Origin of the sequence: Granulicella arctica (assembly GCF_025685605.1) — a bacterium.
GTDB classification, from domain to species: Bacteria; Acidobacteriota; Terriglobia; order Terriglobales; family Acidobacteriaceae; genus Edaphobacter; species Edaphobacter arcticus.
Map to the genome: position 1 here is coordinate 3,225,855 of NZ_JAGTUT010000001.1, position 17,631 is coordinate 3,243,485.

The following is a 17,631-nucleotide window of genomic DNA, read 5'->3' on the forward strand; positions in this document are numbered from 1 at the left end:
ACTACATAGGGGTGAGCGACCATGTTGGAGCTGCAAAGTGTGTCGAAGCGCTACCGGGGCATACCGGCGGTGGATGATGTGAGCTTCGTGCTGCGGGAGGGCGAGGTGCTGGGCTACCTGGGGCCGAATGGGTCGGGCAAGTCGACGACGGTGAAGATGGTGATCGGGATGATCCAGCCCACGAAAGGGAAGATTTTCTTCGGCGGGCGAAATATCCATGATGACCTGTCGGGGTATCGGGCGCAGCTTGGCTATGTACCGGAGGAGGCGCAGGTGTATACGCACCTGTCAGGGCTAGAGTACCTCCAGTTGATCGGGCGGCTGCGCGGGATGGAGGAGCGCCTGATCGAGCAGAAGGCGCGGACGTTGCTGCAGCTGCTGTCGCTCGAAGGGGCGCAGTACGCGGCGCTTTCGGACTACTCGAAGGGGATGAAGCAGAGGGTGTTGATTGCGGCGTCGCTGCTGCATGAGCCGAAGCTGATTGTGTTCGATGAGCCATTGTCGGGGCTGGACGCAGTGTCGTCGCGGCTGTTCAAGGACCTGCTCGTCCTGCTGGCGGGGGAGGGCAAGGCGATTCTGTATATCTCGCATGTGCTGGAGGTGGTGGAGCGGGTGTGCGACCGGGTCATCGTGCTCGCGAAGGGGAAGGTGGTGGCGGATGCCGCGCCGCGTGAGCTGACGCGGCTTATGGAACTGCCGACACTTGAGAGCGTGTTCGCGCAACTGGTGCAGCAGACGGATACGGCCAAAGTGGCACGGGAGATCGTGGACGTGATGAAGGTGCAGCATGGGTAACTGGGGCGGGGTGACGCGGATTCTTGTGGACCACTTCTTTCGGCGGTTTTTCGACAACGACACGCTGCAGGTGGAGGGCGACACGGTGACGACGGTGGCGCGCGCGGTTTCGATTGTGGCTGCGCCGGGGCTGCTGATCTCGTTTTTTCTGCAGAACACGTATCCGAAAGGGCCATGGATGGCGATTGAAGATCGCTACTTCTTTGTGCTGCTGTCATTTGTGGTGATGGGGGCGGTGTCGATCTTTGAGTGGGAGATGCTGTTTCCGGATCGGCTGGACTTCCTGATTTTGTCGCCACTCTCGTTGAAGCCGCGGCAGATGCTGGCGGCGAAGGCGATGGCGCTCGTGGGATTCTTGATGATCTTCCTGGTGAGTGCTAATTGCTTTGCAATGGTGATCGTGCCGGCGATCAGTCGCGGGGAGTTCTATCGGCACTTGTACGCACATGCTGTAGCGGTGCTGATGGCGGGGGTGTTTGCGTCGCTGTTCTTCCTGGCGCTGGGTGGAGTGCTGCTCTGTGTTGTAGGTGCGGTGCGGTTTCGCGTGATCGCACCGGTGGTGCAGATGGGGTCGGTGATGATGCTGGTGCTGCTGACGCTACAGTACCTGCGGTATGGCGACGGGCTGGAGGCGGTGCTGACAGGCTCGCTTGGCATGGCACGCTGGATGCCGCCACTCTGGTTTCTCGCGCTGTACGAGCGACTACTGCATGGGGATGCGGCACCGGCGTTCGCGCGGGAACTAGCTGGATACGCTGAGCGAGGAACGGCTGTAGCGGCGCTGGTGGTGCTGGTGACCTATCCGCTCGCTTGGGCCCGGATGCGACGGATGGCGGTGGAAGGCGGCTCGCGACAACAAGTGCAGCCTGCACGATGGTTGGCGGCGCTGGTGCATCGGGTGGTGCGCCGGCCGGGGGAGCGGGCGGTGTTTCACTTTATCGGGCAGACGATGAAGCGGAACAATCGGTACCAGGTCTACCTTGCTATCTACTGCGGAACGGGTCTGGCGCTTGCGGTGGCTTGTGTGGTGACTTTGCGCGGGAGTGTGGTGGTGCTTTCGGATCGGGGACTTCACGCGGTGATGCCGCTGCTGCTGTTCTGGGTGATTGCGGGGCTGCGGACGGCGTTCGCGTTCCCTCTCTCACTATCGGCGGGATGGGTTTTCCGGATAACGGGCGTTCAGGTGAGTGAGTGTACGGCGGCGGCAAGGAAGTGGGTGCTGTTCTGTGCGCTGGGTGTGATGGTCTGCGTTCTGGCTATGTTGGCGGCGATACGTTGGGATGCCCGGCACTTGCTGGTGCAGTTTGTGTGTGGGGTGTGCCTTTGTGTGGTGTTGGCAGAGGCGTTCTTCTTTCAGCAAGGTGTGCCGTTCAATCGGCCGAGGATGCCGGGAAGGACAAGTCTGCCGTTGATGCTGACGCTGTATGTGGGCGCGTTTCCAGTAATGATCCTTTGGGTGACACACGTGGAGGTCGGTTTGGAGAGGAATCTGTTCAAGCTGCTGTGGCCGCTCGCGACGGTCGCGATGATGTACGCGGGCTTGAGTCTTTCGCGCGGCGGGCCAGAGGAAGTTGAAGAGGAGATGGAAGGCTATGAGGGTGAGTTTCAGCTACTTGGTCTCAGCTAAGACGAAGGATTGAAGTTATGGAGTCATGATCGGGAGTAAGACGTGGAAGTGGGTGCCTTGACCCGGGGCGCTGCGGACAGTGAGGTGGCCGTGATGTTTCTCTACGATCTCCTGGGAGATGTATAGGCCGAGGCCATTGCCGAGGTCACCTTTGGTGGAATAGAAGGGCTGGAAGATGAGACGCTGAGTCTCTTCGGTCATGCCGTGGCCATTGTCGCCTACGACGATCTCGACTGCGCCATCGACGGTGCTGGCTGCGAGCGAGATGTGGCCTCCCACAGGCGCGGCATCTACAGCGTTTGATACCAGATTGGCGAGCACCTGCTGCAACTGGCCGATCACGCCGTGGATAGTGACGTCCTCACCTCGAAGGATGGTCACGGTGACGGCGCGGTTGCGGATCTTCCCAGCAAAGAGCTGCTGGACGTCATTGAAGAGGCTCCCGGCGAGGGCGGAGCTGGCCTTCTGGACGCTGTCCCGAGACCAGCGAAGGGTCTGCTTGGTGATGCCGGAGATGCGTTGAAGCTCACTCTCGGCCATGGCGATATAGGACTTTGCTGGGCCTGTGTCGAGGATCTCGTCGCGGAGAAGATAGAGCAGATTGGTGATGGCCTCGAGTGGGTTGTTGATCTCGTGGGCAATGACGGACGTCATGCGGCCGGTAAGGGCGAGCTTCTCAGTCATGCGTAGGGCAATCTCGCGCTCGCGGCGGTCCGTGAGATCTGTACAGGTGCCTACCCAGCCGGCGCGGCTACGGTTGGCGTGGAGGAATGGAATGGCGCGGACGAGATTCCAGCGCTCGATACCGTCGGGAGTCTGAAATCTGACCTCGGCCTCGAAGGAGGTACCAGCGGCGACGGCCTGCTTCCAGAGGTCGGTGCAGCGCATCTCATCCTCATCGGCCAGGCGGTTGTGCTCAAACCAGCGACCTTCATGACCCAGGCCCTGATCGCGCCACTTCTGGTTGACATATGTGAGCTGGCCGTCGTCGTTGGCGGTCCAGACTAAGGTCGGGAGGGCATGGGTTAGCTGCTGAAAGCGGGCTTCGCTGAGTTCGGCGGCCTCTTCGGCGCGCTTCAGATTGATGGTCATGACGGCGGCGCGGAACTCTCGGGCCGACTCGATCTCCATCTCGGTCCATGGGGCGCTTTGGCCGTGAACGATGTCCTTCCAGGCACCAAAGGAAGCGCGGGGATGGAGGCCGTCTGGCTCTGGCTTCAGCTTGACGGGCTCGCCAGCCCACTTGACGGTGCGAATGACCTCTGGCCGGAACCAGACAAGGTAGCTCTGGCGAACATCGGAGATTCGTATGGCAAGGATGCCGCTGGCAACGGTATTGATTTCTTCCGCCCACTCGACCTGCTCCTCAAGGTGCTGGGTGGCAAAGAGCTGCATGTCTTCGCGGGTGTTCATCCAGTCGACGAGTCTGAGGACCTGCTGCCGGTTGGGTGTGATGCCCGCAAGTTCACACTGACCTTCAACGATGAGGGCGACGCCTTCCGCGTCGGTCACCTCGGCGAGGAAGTCGATCTGCGACTTCATGGCGGCGATGTAGTCGTTCTCGGCGGCCATCTGGGTGAGCATTCTGCGCTGAACGTCATGGAAATGGAGCATCTTGCCGAGCTTAGCGGTGGTACGGAGGCCGATGAGCTGGGTGCTCACCATCTTGGTGAGGAGGTCGCAGGCGCTGCGGACAAGATACGGAATGGTGCGCGGGGTGGCGTGATGGCCGCTGATGAGGCCCCAGAGCTTGCCCTCGCAGACGATGGAGATGGACATGGAGGAGATGGTGCCCATGTTGCGCATGTACTCAAGGTGGACTGGAGAGACACTGCGGAGGAGAGCCATCGAAAGGTCGAGGGTCGCCATGGGTCGTCCGGCTACGCCCTGAATAGGAGAGGGGGTGTAGGTAACGTCCGGAATGATGCGGACGGTGTTGAGAACGTAGAGAGCGCGAGCCTGTTGAGGAATGTCGCCGCCGGGGAAGCGTAGATAGAGATAGCTTGGCAAGGTGCCGTCGTTCTCTTCGGCGAGGACGGTGCCGTGGCCATGCTCGTCGAAACTGTAGAGGAGGACGCGGTTGAAGTGGGTGAGGTCTTTCACCTGTTTCGTGATGGCGCGGCAGAGCTCGATCTCGCTACCGAGCTGATTGAGCTTGCCGACGAAGTTGGTGATGACGGCGTTCATCAGCTCAGGGCGGACAAGGCGATCGATACGCTCGAACTCAAGGATGCGCTCGTCGCCGACCTTGTGGGTGACGATGCTATAGAGCTCGTTCCGCATCTGGAAGGAGCCGAGATAGGTGACGAATCCTGGCGTCTCGTCGGCAAGGGTAAGAAAGCGGAAGGCGGCGAGGACCTCGCGCTCGAGGATGGTTTCGATAGGCGTGCCGAGGATGAGCTTCAGCGGGATGCCGAGGAACTCCTGCGCATTGTCGCTGGCGGCAACGACGTGGTTGTCCCGGCGATCGAGCAGGAGGAGGAAGCCGTGACGTTGGATGCTGCCCGGGAGGCGGATTGGCTCGTCTTCGCAGTGCTTGGGAAGCGGCGTCATCATGGCTGCAGGAAGGGGTTGCAGGAGTTCGTTGGTCGAGGAGGCGAGTGGCTTATCGTTCATGTGGCAGCGAGTTCCTCCTGCGGCTGTTGCATCCATGTGGCGAATGTCCGGAACATGGCTTGTGCAGAGTGGATGACCATTTCTGTTTCAGCGTCGGGGATGCGACTGCGGAGGATGTCACAGAACTCTGTCCACATAGGGCCGGTATTGGGTCCGTGGCCGCGGAAGAAGGCGTCACCTCGACCGTTCATCAGGCCGAGTACGCGGGTGACATGGCGAGAGATGATCTGACCGCCGAGGGTAGAACCTTCCATGACGTACATCGCGCCGAGAAGCGCGGCTTCGGTATCAAGTGGCGGAAGACCGGCGGTGGAGAGTTCGGTCGGCGTTGTGTGGAACCAGGCGAGGTCATGCTCGATCATGGATCTTCGCTGACGGCGCCGAAGGGCTGGTTGCAGCCAAGCGGGTGAGTTATGGATGGATTGCTGTTCCCAGATGACGATCAGGCTATGAATCTTTGTCAGGTAGCTGACATACAGGTTTGCGTCGAGGGTCTCCGACATGAGTGGCAGGCTTTCTTCGGCCGTGCGATGGTCTGCGGCGGTTGCTGCGCGTAATCGCCCAATGTCCAAGATGTGCGTGCTCGCGGTCTACGTATCGCCGTGGTCTGGTTATACTCCTTTGTCTGATTGATGGCCTTGGGTGCGACGAGGAATGGCGCAATGTTGTCGTTCCTCGAAGCAGCGCAGAAGTGGATCATCTCGTCAATCCGCTGGGGATCAAGGGTGTGGGTGAGCTTGGGGTAACCGGGGTCGATGCGGCGATCGCGAATGCGGTGTTTCACGCGACGGGGGTACGGGTGCGAAAGCTGCCGATTCGAGTTGGGGATATCCCTATTTCGGCGCTTTGATGAGGCATCGCTTTATCTTGAGGGGCAAATCTGAAAGACTAGGGGCATGAGTACAACAGCGACAAAGGTGTTTGCGGACCGCATTGGCCGCATTGAAGTTTCAGCAACGATGGCGATCACGGCTGCAGCGTTGAAGCTGAAGGCAGAGGGTGTAAACCTGGCGGACTTTGGCGCGGGCGAGCCGCACTTCGCGACGCCTCGCCACATTAAGGACGCAGCCATTGACGCGATCGAGAAGAACTTTACGCGGTATACCAACGTGGCCGGCATCCCCGAGGTGCGGAAGGCGATCGTAGATCGTCATGCGTGCGACTTCGCCTCGAACTACACGCCGGACGAGTGCGTGTTTACGACGGGCGGTAAGTTGGCGCTTTTCAACGCGATCCAGGTGCTGGTGGATCATGGCGACGAGGTGATTCTGCCGGTGCCGTACTGGGTCTCCTACAAGGACATCATTCAGTACGCGGGTGGCGTGGTGAAGTATGTCGAGACCAGCGAGGATGAGAACTTCCGCGTGACGGCTGCAATGATTGAGCGCGCGATTACGGATCGAACGAAGGCGATCATTCTTTGCTCGCCATCGAATCCGTCCGGTGCGGTCATGGCTCCTGAGGATGTGGAGGCGATTGTGCGGCTGGCCCATGCGCGCGGCATCTACGTGATGTTGGATGAGTGCTATGTGTACCTGACGTTTACCGGTGAGATTGTGAGCGGCGGTTCGTTTACGGATTGCAAGGAGCACATCATCATCCTGGGCTCGCTTTCTAAGACGTATGCAATGACTGGATGGCGTGCGGGCTTTACACTGGGGCCGAAGGCGATTATCTCGGCCATGAGCAAGCTGCAGTCACAGAGCACAAGCAATACGGCGAGCATGGTGCAGCGTGCGTCCATTGCGGCGCTGACGGCGTCGCAGGAGTGCGTGTCCGAGATGCGGGCAGACTACATCAAGCTGCGCGACCAGACACTTACAGGCTTTAAGACGATTCCGGGATTAACTTGTACCATCCCGCAAGGCGCTTTCTACGTATATCCAAATGTGAGCTCGTTTTTCGGCAAGGGCGGCATTCGCTCGGCTGCCGATATTGCAGCGAGATTACTCAGCGAGGCGCATGTGGTTGTCGTTCCGGGCGAAGCATTTGGTACTGCTGAGCATATCCGGCTTTCGTATGCGGTTTCGCATGATGTTGTGGATGAAGGCGTAAAGCGCATGCGGACGTTCTTTGCGGCACTAGCATAGTTGCAGGGATTTGAAGAAAGCGGAGGGCGCTCGACAGTGGCGCCCTCTTCCTTTAAGGATGGAGCTTTATGGGCTTGGATGGGATTCGATTTGCACCGGTAATTCTGGCAGGTGGAAGTGGGACGCGGTTCTGGCCACGGAGTCGTCGGGCTCGCGCAAAGCAGGTGTTGGCGCTCGACGGCGAGGACACGATGATTCAGCAGACGCTGGCGCGACTGTTGCCGGTGTCCGAGGCGGCTGATGTCTGGATCGTGACCAATCGCTGGCTTGCGGACACGATTTCGGAGCAGATGCCTACTGTGCGAGCGGATCACATTCTTTGCGAGCCCATTGCAAGGAATACGGCTCCGGCGTGTGCACTGACGGCGTTCCTTCTTGAGAAGAGCGAGCCGGACACTGTGATCGGAATCTTTCCCTCGGACCATGTGGTTGCGAACATCGGGCGATTCGCGAAGGTGATTGAGGCGGGCATTCGCGTGGCAGCGAGCGGAGCGAAGATCGTGGTGTTGGGAATCCCGCCGACACGACCGGAGACAGGCTACGGCTATATCGAGCAGGGCCAAGGCGTAGTGCTCGAAGGAGAAGAAGGAATCTCGGCGTTCCGCGTGAAGCGATTCCGGGAGAAGCCGGATCGGCATACTGCGGAGCGGTTTGTTAACGCCGGGAACTTTGCCTGGAACGGTGGAATCTTCCTGTGGAGTGCGCGGACGCTGGCAGATGCGATTCGGGAGCACATGCCGGATATGGCTCCGATTCTCGAGAAGATTGCGGCGGCGCATGGAACGGCTGACTTTGACCGGGTGTTCGCGGAGGAGTATCCCCAGTGCGAGAGCATTTCAATTGACTATGCGGTGCTTGAACCGCGGTCGGCCAAGGGCGAGCGACGGTCGGAGATTTATTGCCTGCCAGCGGACTTTGGGTGGAATGATCTTGGGTCGTGGGCATCGCTGCATGAGCATCTTGGTGATCATGAGGATGCCAACGTCGTCGATGGGCCAACGGATGGCATCGTAGCGATTCAATCCAAGGGGAATTATGTGTATGCGCCGGGGAAGATGGTGGCGCTCCTTGGAGTCGACGGGTTGGTTGTGGTCGAGACGGAGGATGCGCTGCTGATCACGACGCGGGAGCGGTCTCAGGATGTAAGCAAGGTAGTTCGGCAGGTGCATGAAGGATTGGGTCGGGAAGACCTGATCTAGATGAGGAGGCTACGAGGCTGATGGCAACTGCGGTCAAGTTCGGGACGGATGGTTGGCGCGGGATTATTGCCGATGACTTTACCTACGCGAATGTGCGGGTGGCGGCTTCTGCGATTGCGCATTATGTGATCGAGGCTGAGGACGCCTCGCGCGGCGTGTGCATTGGCTACGATACGCGGTTCGGGTCGCGGAGCTTTGCTGGCGTCGTCGCCGAGGTGCTCTCGAAGGCGGGAATTCCGGTGATGCTGGCGGATGCGATTACGCCGACACCGGCGTTGAGTTTCGCGGTGCGGGAGTTGAAGGCGGCTGGCGGCGTGATGATTACGTCGAGCCACAACCCGGCGGAGTGGAATGGCGTGAAGTATAAGGCGAGCTATGGCGGCTCGGGACGCCCGGCGATCATTGGGCAGATCGAGTCCTACTTAGGTAAGGAGTTGCCGGTTGCCGGAGTTGCTGGCGCGATCACCGAGGTCGACTTCAACACGGATTACGTTGCGGCGATCACGCGGTTCGTGGACCTGGAAGCGATCAAGGCTTCGGGGTACAGGTTTCTGATTGACTGCATGTATGGTGCGGGGCGCGGCGTGATTGCCGGGATCTTTACGCGAGCAGGCATTCCGTTTGTGGAGATGCGGGCGGAGATCAACCCCTCGTTTCCGGGGATCAATCCTGAGCCAATTCTGCCGCATATCAAGGAGACGCAGGTTCGGGTGGTTGCGGACAAGTGCGATGCCGGTCTGGTTACAGACGGCGATGCGGATCGGATCGGCGCGGTTGATGAGCATGGGAATGTTGTGGACGCGCATAAGATCTTCGCGATCATTCTGCAATGGCTGTTGAAACGCAAAGGATGGCCGGGCGATGTGACGCGTGCGTTCAACACGACGAAGATGTTGGACCGCATCTCCGCGAAGTATGGCCGCAAGCTGCATGAGCATGGGATCGGCTTCAAGTACGTCTGCGACCTGATGCTGACGGAGAACATCCTGATCGGCGGTGAGGAGTCGGGCGGGGTCGGGATCAGCAGGCACCTGCCGGAGCGCGACGGCATGCTGAACTCGCTGCTGCTCGCGCAGGTGATGGCAGATGAGAAGAAGACGCTCGGCGAACTGGTTGCGGCGTTGCAGGAAGAGTATGGCGAGCATCAATATGGGCGCATCGATATGCATATTGACGAGGCGTTGAAGCTGTCGGCGATCGCACGGGCGCAGGGTGGAATGACAGACTTCGCAGGAATGAAAGTGCTGCGCGTCGAGACGATGGACGGGATCAAGTTCTTTCTGGAGAACGAGGCTTGCGCAGGCAAGGCGAACGCAGCGGAGACGTGGCTGCTGCTGCGGGCTTCGGGGACGGAGCCTTTGTTGCGGGTGTATTGCGAGAGCTGTTCGGTGGAGTCAGTGGAGAGAATTCTGGCGGTTGCACAGAAGTTTGTCTTGGAAGGTGGGACTGTTTGAGCAGTGAGTTAGTGATTCGGACGAAGGGTTTGCTGTTCGATATGGATGGCGTGCTGATCAGCTCGATTGGGTCGGTAAACCGGTGCTGGAAGCGATGGGCGGCGATGTACGACATTCCGGATGCGGAGAACTTCGTGATTCCGCATGGCGTTCGGGCAATCGACGTGATCAAGTCGCTGCGGCCCGATATCGATCAGGCTGAGGGTCTGAAGGTGATCGAGGATATGGAGATTCTCGATACGGCGGATCTGAAGGTGCTGCCAGGTGTTCGGGAGCTGCTGACTTCGTTGCCGGTGGAGCGGTGGGCGATTGTGACCTCGGCGACGCGGCGGTTGATGCTTGGGCGATTGGAAGTAGCGGACTTACCGGTTCCTGAGCGCCTGATTGCCGGCGATATGGTGGAGAAGGGGAAGCCGCATCCGGAGCCTTACATCCGGGGAGCTGGCTTGCTTGGCTTTGCGCCGGAGGATTGCGTCGTGGTTGAGGATGCTCCTTCGGGTGTTGGGGCCGGTAAGGCGGCGGGGTGCCGGGTTTTAGGGGTGCTTGGGACGCATGCGTTTGGCGATCTGCATGAGGCGGATTGGGTGGTGGGTTCGCTGGAACATCTGGTGGTGACGGCTGTTGAGGGTGGGCTTGAGTTGCGGTTCAGCGCCGTTGAGGCATAATTTTTTCCGAAGTCCAAAGTGTTCAAACGGTTGGACTTAGGTCTGGACCTGCTCTATGAGAAATTAGGGTCTGAGGGAGTGATTCTCCTGATGTGGGGTTATTGCGGACCTGCATTTGTCAAACTGTGCGATTAGTTTTCGAGGCGGCGAGACCATTGCTTTGGGAGTGACAGAATCGCCGCCTGCGCTGCCGAATTCTTTCTCAGGATATTTTTCTCTGAAGTCCAAAGTCTTCAAACGAATGGACTTAGGTCTGGACCTGGTTTGGGCGAAGTCTGGGTATTGGGGACTCGTTTCCCAGCGTTGGGGGGACTGAGGCGCCGCATTTGTCAAGTTCCATGACTTTATTTTGGAGGGACTGCGGACGCGGGTTCCCTTCTGGAATGACAAAAGAAGAGCGAGGACCAGTGCGAACCGCAGATCCTTCGACTTCGCTCAGAATGACAGTTTGTTGGGTTGTCCGGTGTGGCGGGCGAGGAGGAGGGCTTCTACCTGGTGGAGGTCTTCTTCGGTGTCTACGCCGATGGTGTCGTAGTCGGTGGGTTCGACGTAGAGGCTCAGGCCGTTTTCGAGGAAGCGGAGTTGTTCGAGGCGTTCGGTTTTCTCAAGGGTGCGGTGGGGGAGGGTGGGGAAGCGGTTGAGGGCTTCGGCGCGGTACCCGTAGAGGCCGATGTGCTTCCAGTAGATGGCGGTGCCGGTGGCGTCGCGATCGTAAGGGATGGTGGCCCGGGAGAAGTAGAGGGCGCGGCCGTCGGCGGCGGTGACTACTTTTACGGCGTTGGGGTTGGCGATGTTGGTGGGGGTGCAGCGGACTGTGAGGGTGGTGACGTCGACGTGCGGGTTGGCGAAGGGGCTTAGCAGGGCGGTGAGGTGTTCGGGGCGGAGGAGGGGTTCGTCGCCCTGGATGTTGATGTAGATGTCGGCTGGATGGAGCTGGGCGACGGCGTGGACGCGGTCGGAGCCGCTTGGGAGGTCGGGCGAGGTCATCTGGACGGGCCAGTTGTGGGCGTGGCAGAGGGTGGCTACTTCGTCGGAGTCGGTGGCGACGATGACGGCGTCAAGCTGGGCGCAGGCTCGGGCGGCTTCGACGACCCAGGCGAGCATGGGGCGACCGGCGATCTCGCGGAGGACTTTGCGGGGGAGGCGGGTTGAGGCGAGGCGGGCGGGGATGACGCCGAGAACGATAGGTTTCATGGGGTGTCAGTTTCTCGATAGGGCCGAAATCCAGTATGATTGAAATGGCTGCGGCGCGGTAGTCAGGTGATGTTTACACCGGCCCGATGCAGCAACAAACACCACGGCGGTGTAGCTCAGATGGTTAGAGCGACGGACTCATAACCCGTAGGTCCGCAGTTCGATTCTGCGCACCGCCACCACACATTTCAGTACATTTGCAGCGAGCTTGTTCAGGACGGCACGTCTGTTTTGCTGGCGTTGGTTCGGGCGCGCATGGCTTTGAGCGCGGGTGTCTCGCCGCCGGTGGCCTCGATCTTGAAGTTGGCGTAGGCGCTCTCCAGATCGGGGTATTGGCGCATACTTGTCTCGTTGACGAGGTAATCGCCCGGGATATCGTTCCAGGCGAGTGGGTGTTGAAGTTGGCCAAGGATTGCTGCCTGCAGAAGATCGCTGAGCGCGCTGTGCAGGATGGTGCCGCCGGGATCTTCTTCGGCGTAGCGCTGAAGGATCAGGTCGAGCGTTAGGGCTGCGTGCTTAAGAGATGCCTGATCCATGATGGGTTCAGTCGTTCCTGACTGGGTAGATTCTCGACTGCTGGGTTCTTACCGAAGTCGCTATAAGGCTAGACGGGTCGCAGAGCTTCTTCGGGCAATGGTGGGATGGCGATGCGCGCCTCGGTCTTTCCGGCTGGCAGGCGGTCGTACTGGAAGTATTTTTTGAGCTTCAGGATGGGCTTTTCGTAGAAGTTGAAGCTGAGATAGGCTGCAGCGATGGCGAGGAGGAAGAGTGCGACCCCTGAGCCTGCCACTGCGACGAGCTTGTTGGGCGTGATCAGCCCAATCCAGGAACGGACCAGACCAAGGATCAAACCCAGGAAGAGGGCGTGCAGCACGTAGAGACCATAGCTGTATTTCCCCAGGAATCTGAGGGGAGCGAGTTCGAAGGTCCGGCGGAGGGTCGTGTCCGGACGCAGGCACCAGGCGATGAGGGCAGTCGAGGCAATGGCAAGGAGGGAGTATCGGACGCTGAGCAGCGATTCCGCAACGGATGCGGGCCATTCTGGATGGTGCGTGGCGATCTGCTGGAGGACGATGACGGCGAGGGCAGCCGGAGCGGAGAAGGCGAAGACTGCGCTGGCGCGGCGAAGGACGGTGTCATGGTGCCGGGTGCGGAGGATGAGTGCGAGCGCGGCGCCGATGAGGAGCGAGTCCATGCGGGCGATGGTCGAGGTGTTGATGACCTGATAGTCGGCGTGTGTGAAGGCAAGGCCGAAGCGGGCGGCGACGGCGAGGAGGCTCAGGATCACGCAAAGCCAGAGAAGATGGCGAGTCTTGCGGACGTAGAAGACGATGAAAGGCCAGGCGATGTAGAACTGCTCCTCGACGGCGAGCGACCAGAAGTGGGAGAGATTGACCTGATGGCCGGGGAAGAACTGCGACAAGGGCATGGGGTAGCCGGTGTTCTGCAGATAGAAGAGGAGGGACCACTGCATACCGTGCCATTGCAGCGCGAGGACAGGCGTAAGCAGCAGCAGAACGATGAGGGCACCGTAATAGAGCGGAAAGATGCGGAGGCAGCGGCGGGCATAGAAGCGCCGGAAGTATTGCGAATCGTGCAGTGAATCCTTCAGGATGCCGGTGATGAGGAAGCCGGAGAGGGCGAAGAAGAGATCGACGCCGATGGCACCGGTTCCAAGAACAAGCTGGGTGGCACGAATGACTGGGCTGACCGTGGGACCGCCGCCCGGGAAGAGATGCGAGCCCATGACGGCCAGAACGGCAACGCCTCGGAGGCCATCAAGGGAAGCGATGTGGCCTGCGTAGGGACCTGGGTCCTGAAGCCGGGGCTGTGAGGATGGAGAGAGCATCTGAGACTAGTGTAACTATTTTGGTACGAGAGTAACTCAAGAGACTTACGTCAGCTGGTTTATCTCTGGCTGAACCTGCTCTGCAAAGGTTCGAGTCCGGGTTTATGATTCTGAACAGGATTAGTTTTCGCCTGCTGCCGGTTTTGGCGGCTGGTTTGGTGCACGCTTTCTGAAGTAGTTCGTCTAACGATTGTCCTTTGAGGAGTCGCCTGTGCCCAAGAGTTCGAAGATCATGCTGCTGGTTGTGTCGGTTGTGCTGGTGCTGGTGGTGTTCCTCGGCGTGAATGCGAGTGGGGTACGTGCGGCGACGGCGGACGATCAGCAGGACGGTGCGTACAAGCAGATCAATGTATACAGCGAGGTGCTGCGGCATATCCAGACGGACTATGTGGTTGAGCCAAATATTCCGGCGGTGACGAATGGGGCGCTGCGGGGGCTGCTTGAGTCGCTCGACGCGGACTCCAGCTACCTGACGGCGGATGAGTACAAGACCTACAAGGCGGACAAGGGCGGCAAGGCGCAGGTCGGGATCAATATCTCGAAGCGATACGGGTATGCGACGGTGGTTTCGGTCGTACCGGGAAGCCCGGCGGAGAAGGCGAATCTGAATGATGGCGACATCATCGAGGCGATCGGGACGCAGGATACGCGGGAGCTTTCGCTGGCGACGATTCAGCGGATGCTGGCCGGACAGCCGGGTTCGGAGCTTTCGGTTGCGGTGGTACGACCTCGGCGTGCTGTTCCGGAGAAGGTGACGATGACGCGGGGCGATGTGGCGCTGCCGCCAGTGCAGGAGACGCTGTATGAGAATTCTTCGATTCTGTATCTGAAGCCAGGGGTGCTGGACCATGAGCATGTCTCGCAGATGGAAGCAAAGCTGAAGAATATGCCGAAGTCGGGCTCGAAGAAGGTGCTACTCGATCTGCGGGATGTGGCTGCGGGCGATATGGCTGAGGCGACGCGGCTGGCTAATTTCTTTTTGAAGACGGGGACGATTGCTACGCTCGAGGGGCAGAAGTTCCCCAAGCAGACGTTTGAGGCGGATGCGGCGAAGTCGATCAATGCGACGGCCCCGCTGGTAGTGATTGTGAATCGGGGGACGTCGGGACCGGCGGAGCTGGTGGCCGGGGCGCTGCTGGATGACAAGCGGGCGGAGTTGATCGGCGAGCGGACGTTTGGCGAGGGTGCGCAGCAGAAGACGTTTGAGCTGCCGGACGGGGCGGCGCTGATCCTGTCGATTGCGAAGTACCAGTCGCCCTCGGGGAAGAAGATTCAGGATGAGGGTGTAACGCCGGGGGTGCTGGTCGCGGGGAATATTCCGGATGAGGGTGGCGGGGATGACGATGCTGCGTCGGTTGAGACGACGCCGACTACGCCTACGGTGAAGAAGGCTGCGGTGCAGGTGGATGAGCAGTTGTCGAAGGCGCTGGATCTGTTGAAGGGTAAGGCGGCTTAGGGTTCATCGGGCAGAAACTGCGAACGCGGATTTCTCGGATTGGTACGGATAGAGTATGGCGATTTGCCTTATCCGTGGTGATCGGCGAAATCCGCGGTCGTGTCTGGTGGGCGTCGGCTAGAATGAAGAGCGATGCCAGGGACCTTCAGCCGCGAGACTCGAGAGCCTGAGGTTGGGGCTGGTGCGGGGCTGCGTGGGCGAGTGGTGCGGTTCTTTCGGCCGGTGGTGGACCGGTTCGATCTGCGGGGGCCTGAGTTTCCTTCGCGACGCGTAGCCGTCAAGACTACGTTTTATGCGTTGATGGGTTTGTCTGCGATGTTCGGGATTACGAGCGGATTGATGCTTGTGTACTCCGTCGACCTGCCGCAGATGGAAGATCTTGTGCGGTATCGCCCGAATACGACGACGGAGCTGTACGACATCCATGGGAAGGTGTTCGGCTCGTTTGCGCTGGAGCGGCGTGTGGTGGTGCCGTATGAGGAGTTTCCTCCGGTGCTGCGGCAGGCGATTATTTCGATCGAAGACAAGAGCTTTGAGAGCAATTGGGGGGTGAACCTGTTTCGCGCGGTGGGTGCGGCGTGGCGGGATCTGCATTCGCCGGGGCGGGCGCAGGGAGCGTCGACGCTGACGATGCAGTTGGCGCGGAACCTGTTTCTTTCGTCGGAGAAGACGTACGGGCGGAAGTTTCAGGAGGTGCTGCTGTCGATGCAGATCGAGCGGCGGTTTACGAAGCCTCAGATCTTCTCGCTTTACGCAAACCAGATCTACCTGGGGCATGGGACGTATGGGTTTGAGGCTGGGGCGGAGTTCTACTTTTCGAAGCATGTGCGGGAGCTGACGCTTTCGGAGGCTGCGTTGCTGGCTGCGCTGCCGAAGGGGCCGGTGCTGTATTCGCCGATCCGGCATCCGGTGCGGGCGATGGAGCGGCGCAACCTTGTGATCAACGCGATGCTGCATGACGGGAAGATCACGGAGCGGCAGGCTACGGATGCGGAGGCGGCTCCGCTGGGGCTGAATGTGGCGGTTCCAGGGAATAGCGTGGCGCCGTACTTTGTGGAGGAGATTCGGCGGCAGCTGGAGAAGGAGTACGGGGCCGAGGAGGTTCACGGGGCTGGGCTGCGGGTGTATACGACTCTCGATATCGAGCTGCAGAAGGTGGCGAACAAGGCGGTGCTCGACGGGGTGGCGACGTATGAGCGGCGGCGAGGATGGAAGGGAACTCTGAAGCGCGTGGCTGCAGAGGACCTGGGAGCGTATGTGCATCCGGACTGGTCGCAGACGGTGGAACCGGGCAGCTATGTGCATGGTGTGGTGATGGTGGCGACGGCTCGGCAGGTGGTGGTGAAGGTGGGTGCGCAGGCGCAGGCGGCAGTGATGGAGCCGGCGGACTGGGCGTGGACGCAGATCTGGAGCGGGGACAAGCTGCTGCATGTGGGCGATGTCGTGTATGTGAAGCTGGGCGAGCGGCTGGTGACGAAGGTGGCAGAGGGAGTGCCGGAGCCGGTGGCCTTCCACGCGCGGCTGGAGCAGGATTCGGGGGCCCAGGCTTCGCTGATGGCCGTTGATAACTCGAACGGCGAGGTGCTGGTGATGGTGGGCGGGCGCGACTATGCGTTGAGCCAGTTCAACCGGGCTACGCAGTCGCAGCGGCAGGTCGGCTCGTCGTTCAAGCCGTATGTGTATACGGCGGCGATCGAGAACGGGGTGAAGCCGAGCGACATTATCACGGATGTGCCGACTAGCTTTGCTACTCCGGGGGGATGGTACTCGCCACATAACTACGAGACGGATTTTGGTGGGGCGATGACGATCACGCAGGCGTTTGCGACGTCACGGAATATTCCAGCGCTGAAACTGGCGCGGGATGTAGGGATGCCGAAGGTGATCGAGGTGGCGCGGGCCTTCGGGATTACGAGCAACCTGCCTAATTTTCTCCCGGTGGCGATTGGCGCGGCGGACCTGACGCTGGCGGAGCAGGTGGGGGCTTACGAGGTGTTTCCGAATGACGGTGTGCGGATTCAGCCACACCTGATCCGGAAGCTGACGCAGGCGGACGGCTTGCCGCTGAACGAGAAGGTTCCTGAGGTGACGGAGGTGATCTCGGTGGAGGTGGCGCGGACGATGATGGTGCTGCTGAAGTCCGTGGTGCAGTATGGAACGGGCTCGGCGGCCTCGTCGCTGGGGCATCCGCTTGGGGGCAAGACCGGAACGACGAACAACTATACCGATGCGTGGTTCGTTGGATTCTCGCCGTCGGTGACGTGCGGGACGTGGATTGGCTTCGATACGCGGGAGAGCCTGGGTAAGAAGGAGACGGGCGCGAAAGCAGCGCTGCCGATGTGGATCGACTTCATGCGGGCCGCAGTGGCGGATAAGCCTAAGGAGCAGTTTGCGACGTCGGCGAAGCGGGCTATGGATGTGACTGTGACGCCTCGGGTGAAGGCGGTGCCGAAGGTGGATGAGGATGCTGATCCGGATGAGGATGCGCCGAAGGTGCCGGGTGGTGCTGGTGCGGCTCCTGTGGTGCCGCAGCCTTAGGGTTTCGTGCGATCTCAAGAACAACTTGAGTCCCAGTTTCGGGTTGCTATGAAGTATGGGTTCGCGTGTCTCGGTAGAATCTATCTAAGCCAGATGCGATCAGCGCGATTTGACTGCTCCTTGGGATGATCCACGAAGCGAGAATTGG

14 protein-coding genes and 1 tRNA gene are annotated in these 17,631 nt (G+C 60.1%); 10 read left to right on the forward strand and 5 right to left on the reverse strand.

Features of this window, described 5'->3' with window-relative positions; translation table 11 throughout:
- Positions 1 to 21 precede the first annotated feature (21 nt).
- Complete coding sequence (locus tag OHL20_RS13775) at positions 22 to 795, forward strand: ABC transporter ATP-binding protein (protein WP_263383752.1); 774 nt, start codon at positions 22 to 24, stop codon at positions 793 to 795.
- Positions 788 to 2,422: a hypothetical protein gene (locus OHL20_RS13780; protein WP_263383753.1), complete on the forward strand. Its 1,635-nt coding sequence runs from the start codon at positions 788 to 790 to the stop codon at positions 2,420 to 2,422. The genes OHL20_RS13775 and OHL20_RS13780 overlap by 8 nt, the downstream gene beginning before the upstream one ends.
- 15 nt (positions 2,423 to 2,437) lie before the next feature.
- On the opposite strand, the gene OHL20_RS13785 is transcribed toward OHL20_RS13780, so the two are convergent.
- Positions 2,438 to 5,038: an ATP-binding protein gene (locus OHL20_RS13785; protein ID WP_263383754.1), complete on the reverse strand. Its 2,601-nt coding sequence runs from the start codon at positions 5,036 to 5,038 to the stop codon at positions 2,438 to 2,440.
- Positions 5,035 to 5,610, reverse strand: coding sequence for a biliverdin-producing heme oxygenase (locus OHL20_RS13790; RefSeq protein ID WP_263383755.1), 576 nt, complete (start codon positions 5,608 to 5,610; stop codon positions 5,035 to 5,037). The genes OHL20_RS13785 and OHL20_RS13790 overlap by 4 nt, the downstream gene beginning before the upstream one ends.
- A 119-nt stretch (positions 5,611 to 5,729) precedes the next feature.
- Here OHL20_RS13790 and OHL20_RS13795 point away from each other — a divergent pair, with 119 nt between their 5' ends.
- The 5 genes from OHL20_RS13795 to OHL20_RS13815 all read left to right on the forward strand — a co-directional run bounded on the left by OHL20_RS13795 (position 5,730) and on the right by OHL20_RS13815 (position 10,446).
- A complete protein-coding gene (locus OHL20_RS13795; protein WP_263385072.1) occupies positions 5,730 to 5,888 on the forward strand; it encodes a hypothetical protein in 159 nt (52 codons plus the stop codon).
- A gap of 46 nt (positions 5,889 to 5,934) precedes the next feature.
- Positions 5,935 to 7,128: a pyridoxal phosphate-dependent aminotransferase gene (locus OHL20_RS13800; RefSeq protein ID WP_263383756.1), complete on the forward strand. Its 1,194-nt coding sequence runs from the start codon at positions 5,935 to 5,937 to the stop codon at positions 7,126 to 7,128.
- Positions 7,129 to 7,196: 68 nt separating this feature from the next.
- Positions 7,197 to 8,327 carry a mannose-1-phosphate guanylyltransferase gene (locus OHL20_RS13805; RefSeq protein ID WP_263383757.1) on the forward strand — a complete coding sequence of 377 codons (1,131 nt, stop codon included), beginning with the start codon at positions 7,197 to 7,199 and terminating at the stop codon, positions 8,325 to 8,327.
- Positions 8,328 to 8,347: 20 nt separating this feature from the next.
- Positions 8,348 to 9,781 carry a phosphoglucomutase/phosphomannomutase family protein gene (locus OHL20_RS13810; RefSeq protein ID WP_263383758.1) on the forward strand — a complete coding sequence of 478 codons (1,434 nt, stop codon included), beginning with the start codon at positions 8,348 to 8,350 and terminating at the stop codon, positions 9,779 to 9,781.
- A complete protein-coding gene (locus OHL20_RS13815; RefSeq protein WP_263383759.1) occupies positions 9,778 to 10,446 on the forward strand; it encodes an HAD-IA family hydrolase in 669 nt (222 codons plus the stop codon). Before OHL20_RS13810 ends, OHL20_RS13815 begins: the two co-directional genes overlap by 4 nt.
- A 435-nt stretch (positions 10,447 to 10,881) precedes the next feature.
- Here the strand turns inward: OHL20_RS13815 and kdsB are convergent, their stop codons facing one another.
- Positions 10,882 to 11,640, reverse strand: a complete 759-nt coding sequence (gene kdsB, locus OHL20_RS13820) for a 3-deoxy-manno-octulosonate cytidylyltransferase (RefSeq protein WP_263383760.1) — start codon at positions 11,638 to 11,640, stop codon at positions 10,882 to 10,884.
- Positions 11,641 to 11,745: 105 nt separating this feature from the next.
- On the opposite strand from kdsB, the gene OHL20_RS13825 reads away from it, so the two are divergent.
- A tRNA-Met gene (locus tag OHL20_RS13825) sits at positions 11,746 to 11,822 on the forward strand.
- A 30-nt stretch (positions 11,823 to 11,852) separates the two neighbouring features.
- On the opposite strand, the gene OHL20_RS13830 is transcribed toward OHL20_RS13825, so the two are convergent.
- A complete protein-coding gene (locus tag OHL20_RS13830; protein WP_263383761.1) occupies positions 11,853 to 12,176 on the reverse strand; it encodes a hypothetical protein in 324 nt (107 codons plus the stop codon).
- A 68-nt stretch (positions 12,177 to 12,244) separates the two neighbouring features.
- Entirely contained in the window at positions 12,245 to 13,489 is a 1,245-nt protein-coding gene (locus OHL20_RS13835; RefSeq protein ID WP_263383762.1) for an acyltransferase family protein, read from the reverse strand.
- A 211-nt stretch (positions 13,490 to 13,700) separates the two neighbouring features.
- Here OHL20_RS13835 and OHL20_RS13840 point away from each other — a divergent pair, with 211 nt between their 5' ends.
- Together OHL20_RS13840 and OHL20_RS13845 are read left to right on the forward strand one after the other, a co-directional pair.
- Positions 13,701 to 14,945 (forward strand): S41 family peptidase, encoded by a 1,245-nt coding sequence (locus OHL20_RS13840; RefSeq protein ID WP_263383763.1) that lies wholly within the window; start codon positions 13,701 to 13,703, stop codon positions 14,943 to 14,945.
- A 132-nt stretch (positions 14,946 to 15,077) separates the two neighbouring features.
- Positions 15,078 to 17,483 (forward strand): penicillin-binding protein 1A, encoded by a 2,406-nt coding sequence (locus OHL20_RS13845; RefSeq protein ID WP_263383764.1) that lies wholly within the window; start codon positions 15,078 to 15,080, stop codon positions 17,481 to 17,483.
- The last annotated feature ends 148 nt before the right edge of the window (positions 17,484 to 17,631 follow it).

Bases quoted from the DNA above. Each gene is read 5' to 3' on its own strand.
- OHL20_RS13775 (WP_263383752.1), top strand. From the start codon at position 22: ATGTTGGAGCTGCAAAGTGTGTCGAAGCGCTACCGGGGCATACCGGCG.
- OHL20_RS13780 (WP_263383753.1), top strand. From the start codon at position 788: ATGGGTAACTGGGGCGGGGTGACGCGGATTCTTGTGGACCACTTCTTT.
- OHL20_RS13785 (WP_263383754.1), bottom strand. From the start codon at position 5,038: ATGAACGATAAGCCACTCGCCTCCTCGACCAACGAACTCCTGCAACCC.
- OHL20_RS13800 (WP_263383756.1), top strand. From the start codon at position 5,935: ATGAGTACAACAGCGACAAAGGTGTTTGCGGACCGCATTGGCCGCATT.
- OHL20_RS13805 (WP_263383757.1), top strand. From the start codon at position 7,197: ATGGGCTTGGATGGGATTCGATTTGCACCGGTAATTCTGGCAGGTGGA.
- OHL20_RS13810 (WP_263383758.1), top strand. From the start codon at position 8,348: ATGGCAACTGCGGTCAAGTTCGGGACGGATGGTTGGCGCGGGATTATT.
- kdsB (WP_263383760.1), bottom strand. From the start codon at position 11,640: ATGAAACCTATCGTTCTCGGCGTCATCCCCGCCCGCCTCGCCTCAACC.
- OHL20_RS13830 (WP_263383761.1), bottom strand. From the start codon at position 12,176: ATGGATCAGGCATCTCTTAAGCACGCAGCCCTAACGCTCGACCTGATC.
- OHL20_RS13835 (WP_263383762.1), bottom strand. From the start codon at position 13,489: ATGCTCTCTCCATCCTCACAGCCCCGGCTTCAGGACCCAGGTCCCTAC.
- OHL20_RS13845 (WP_263383764.1), top strand. From the start codon at position 15,078: ATGCCAGGGACCTTCAGCCGCGAGACTCGAGAGCCTGAGGTTGGGGCT.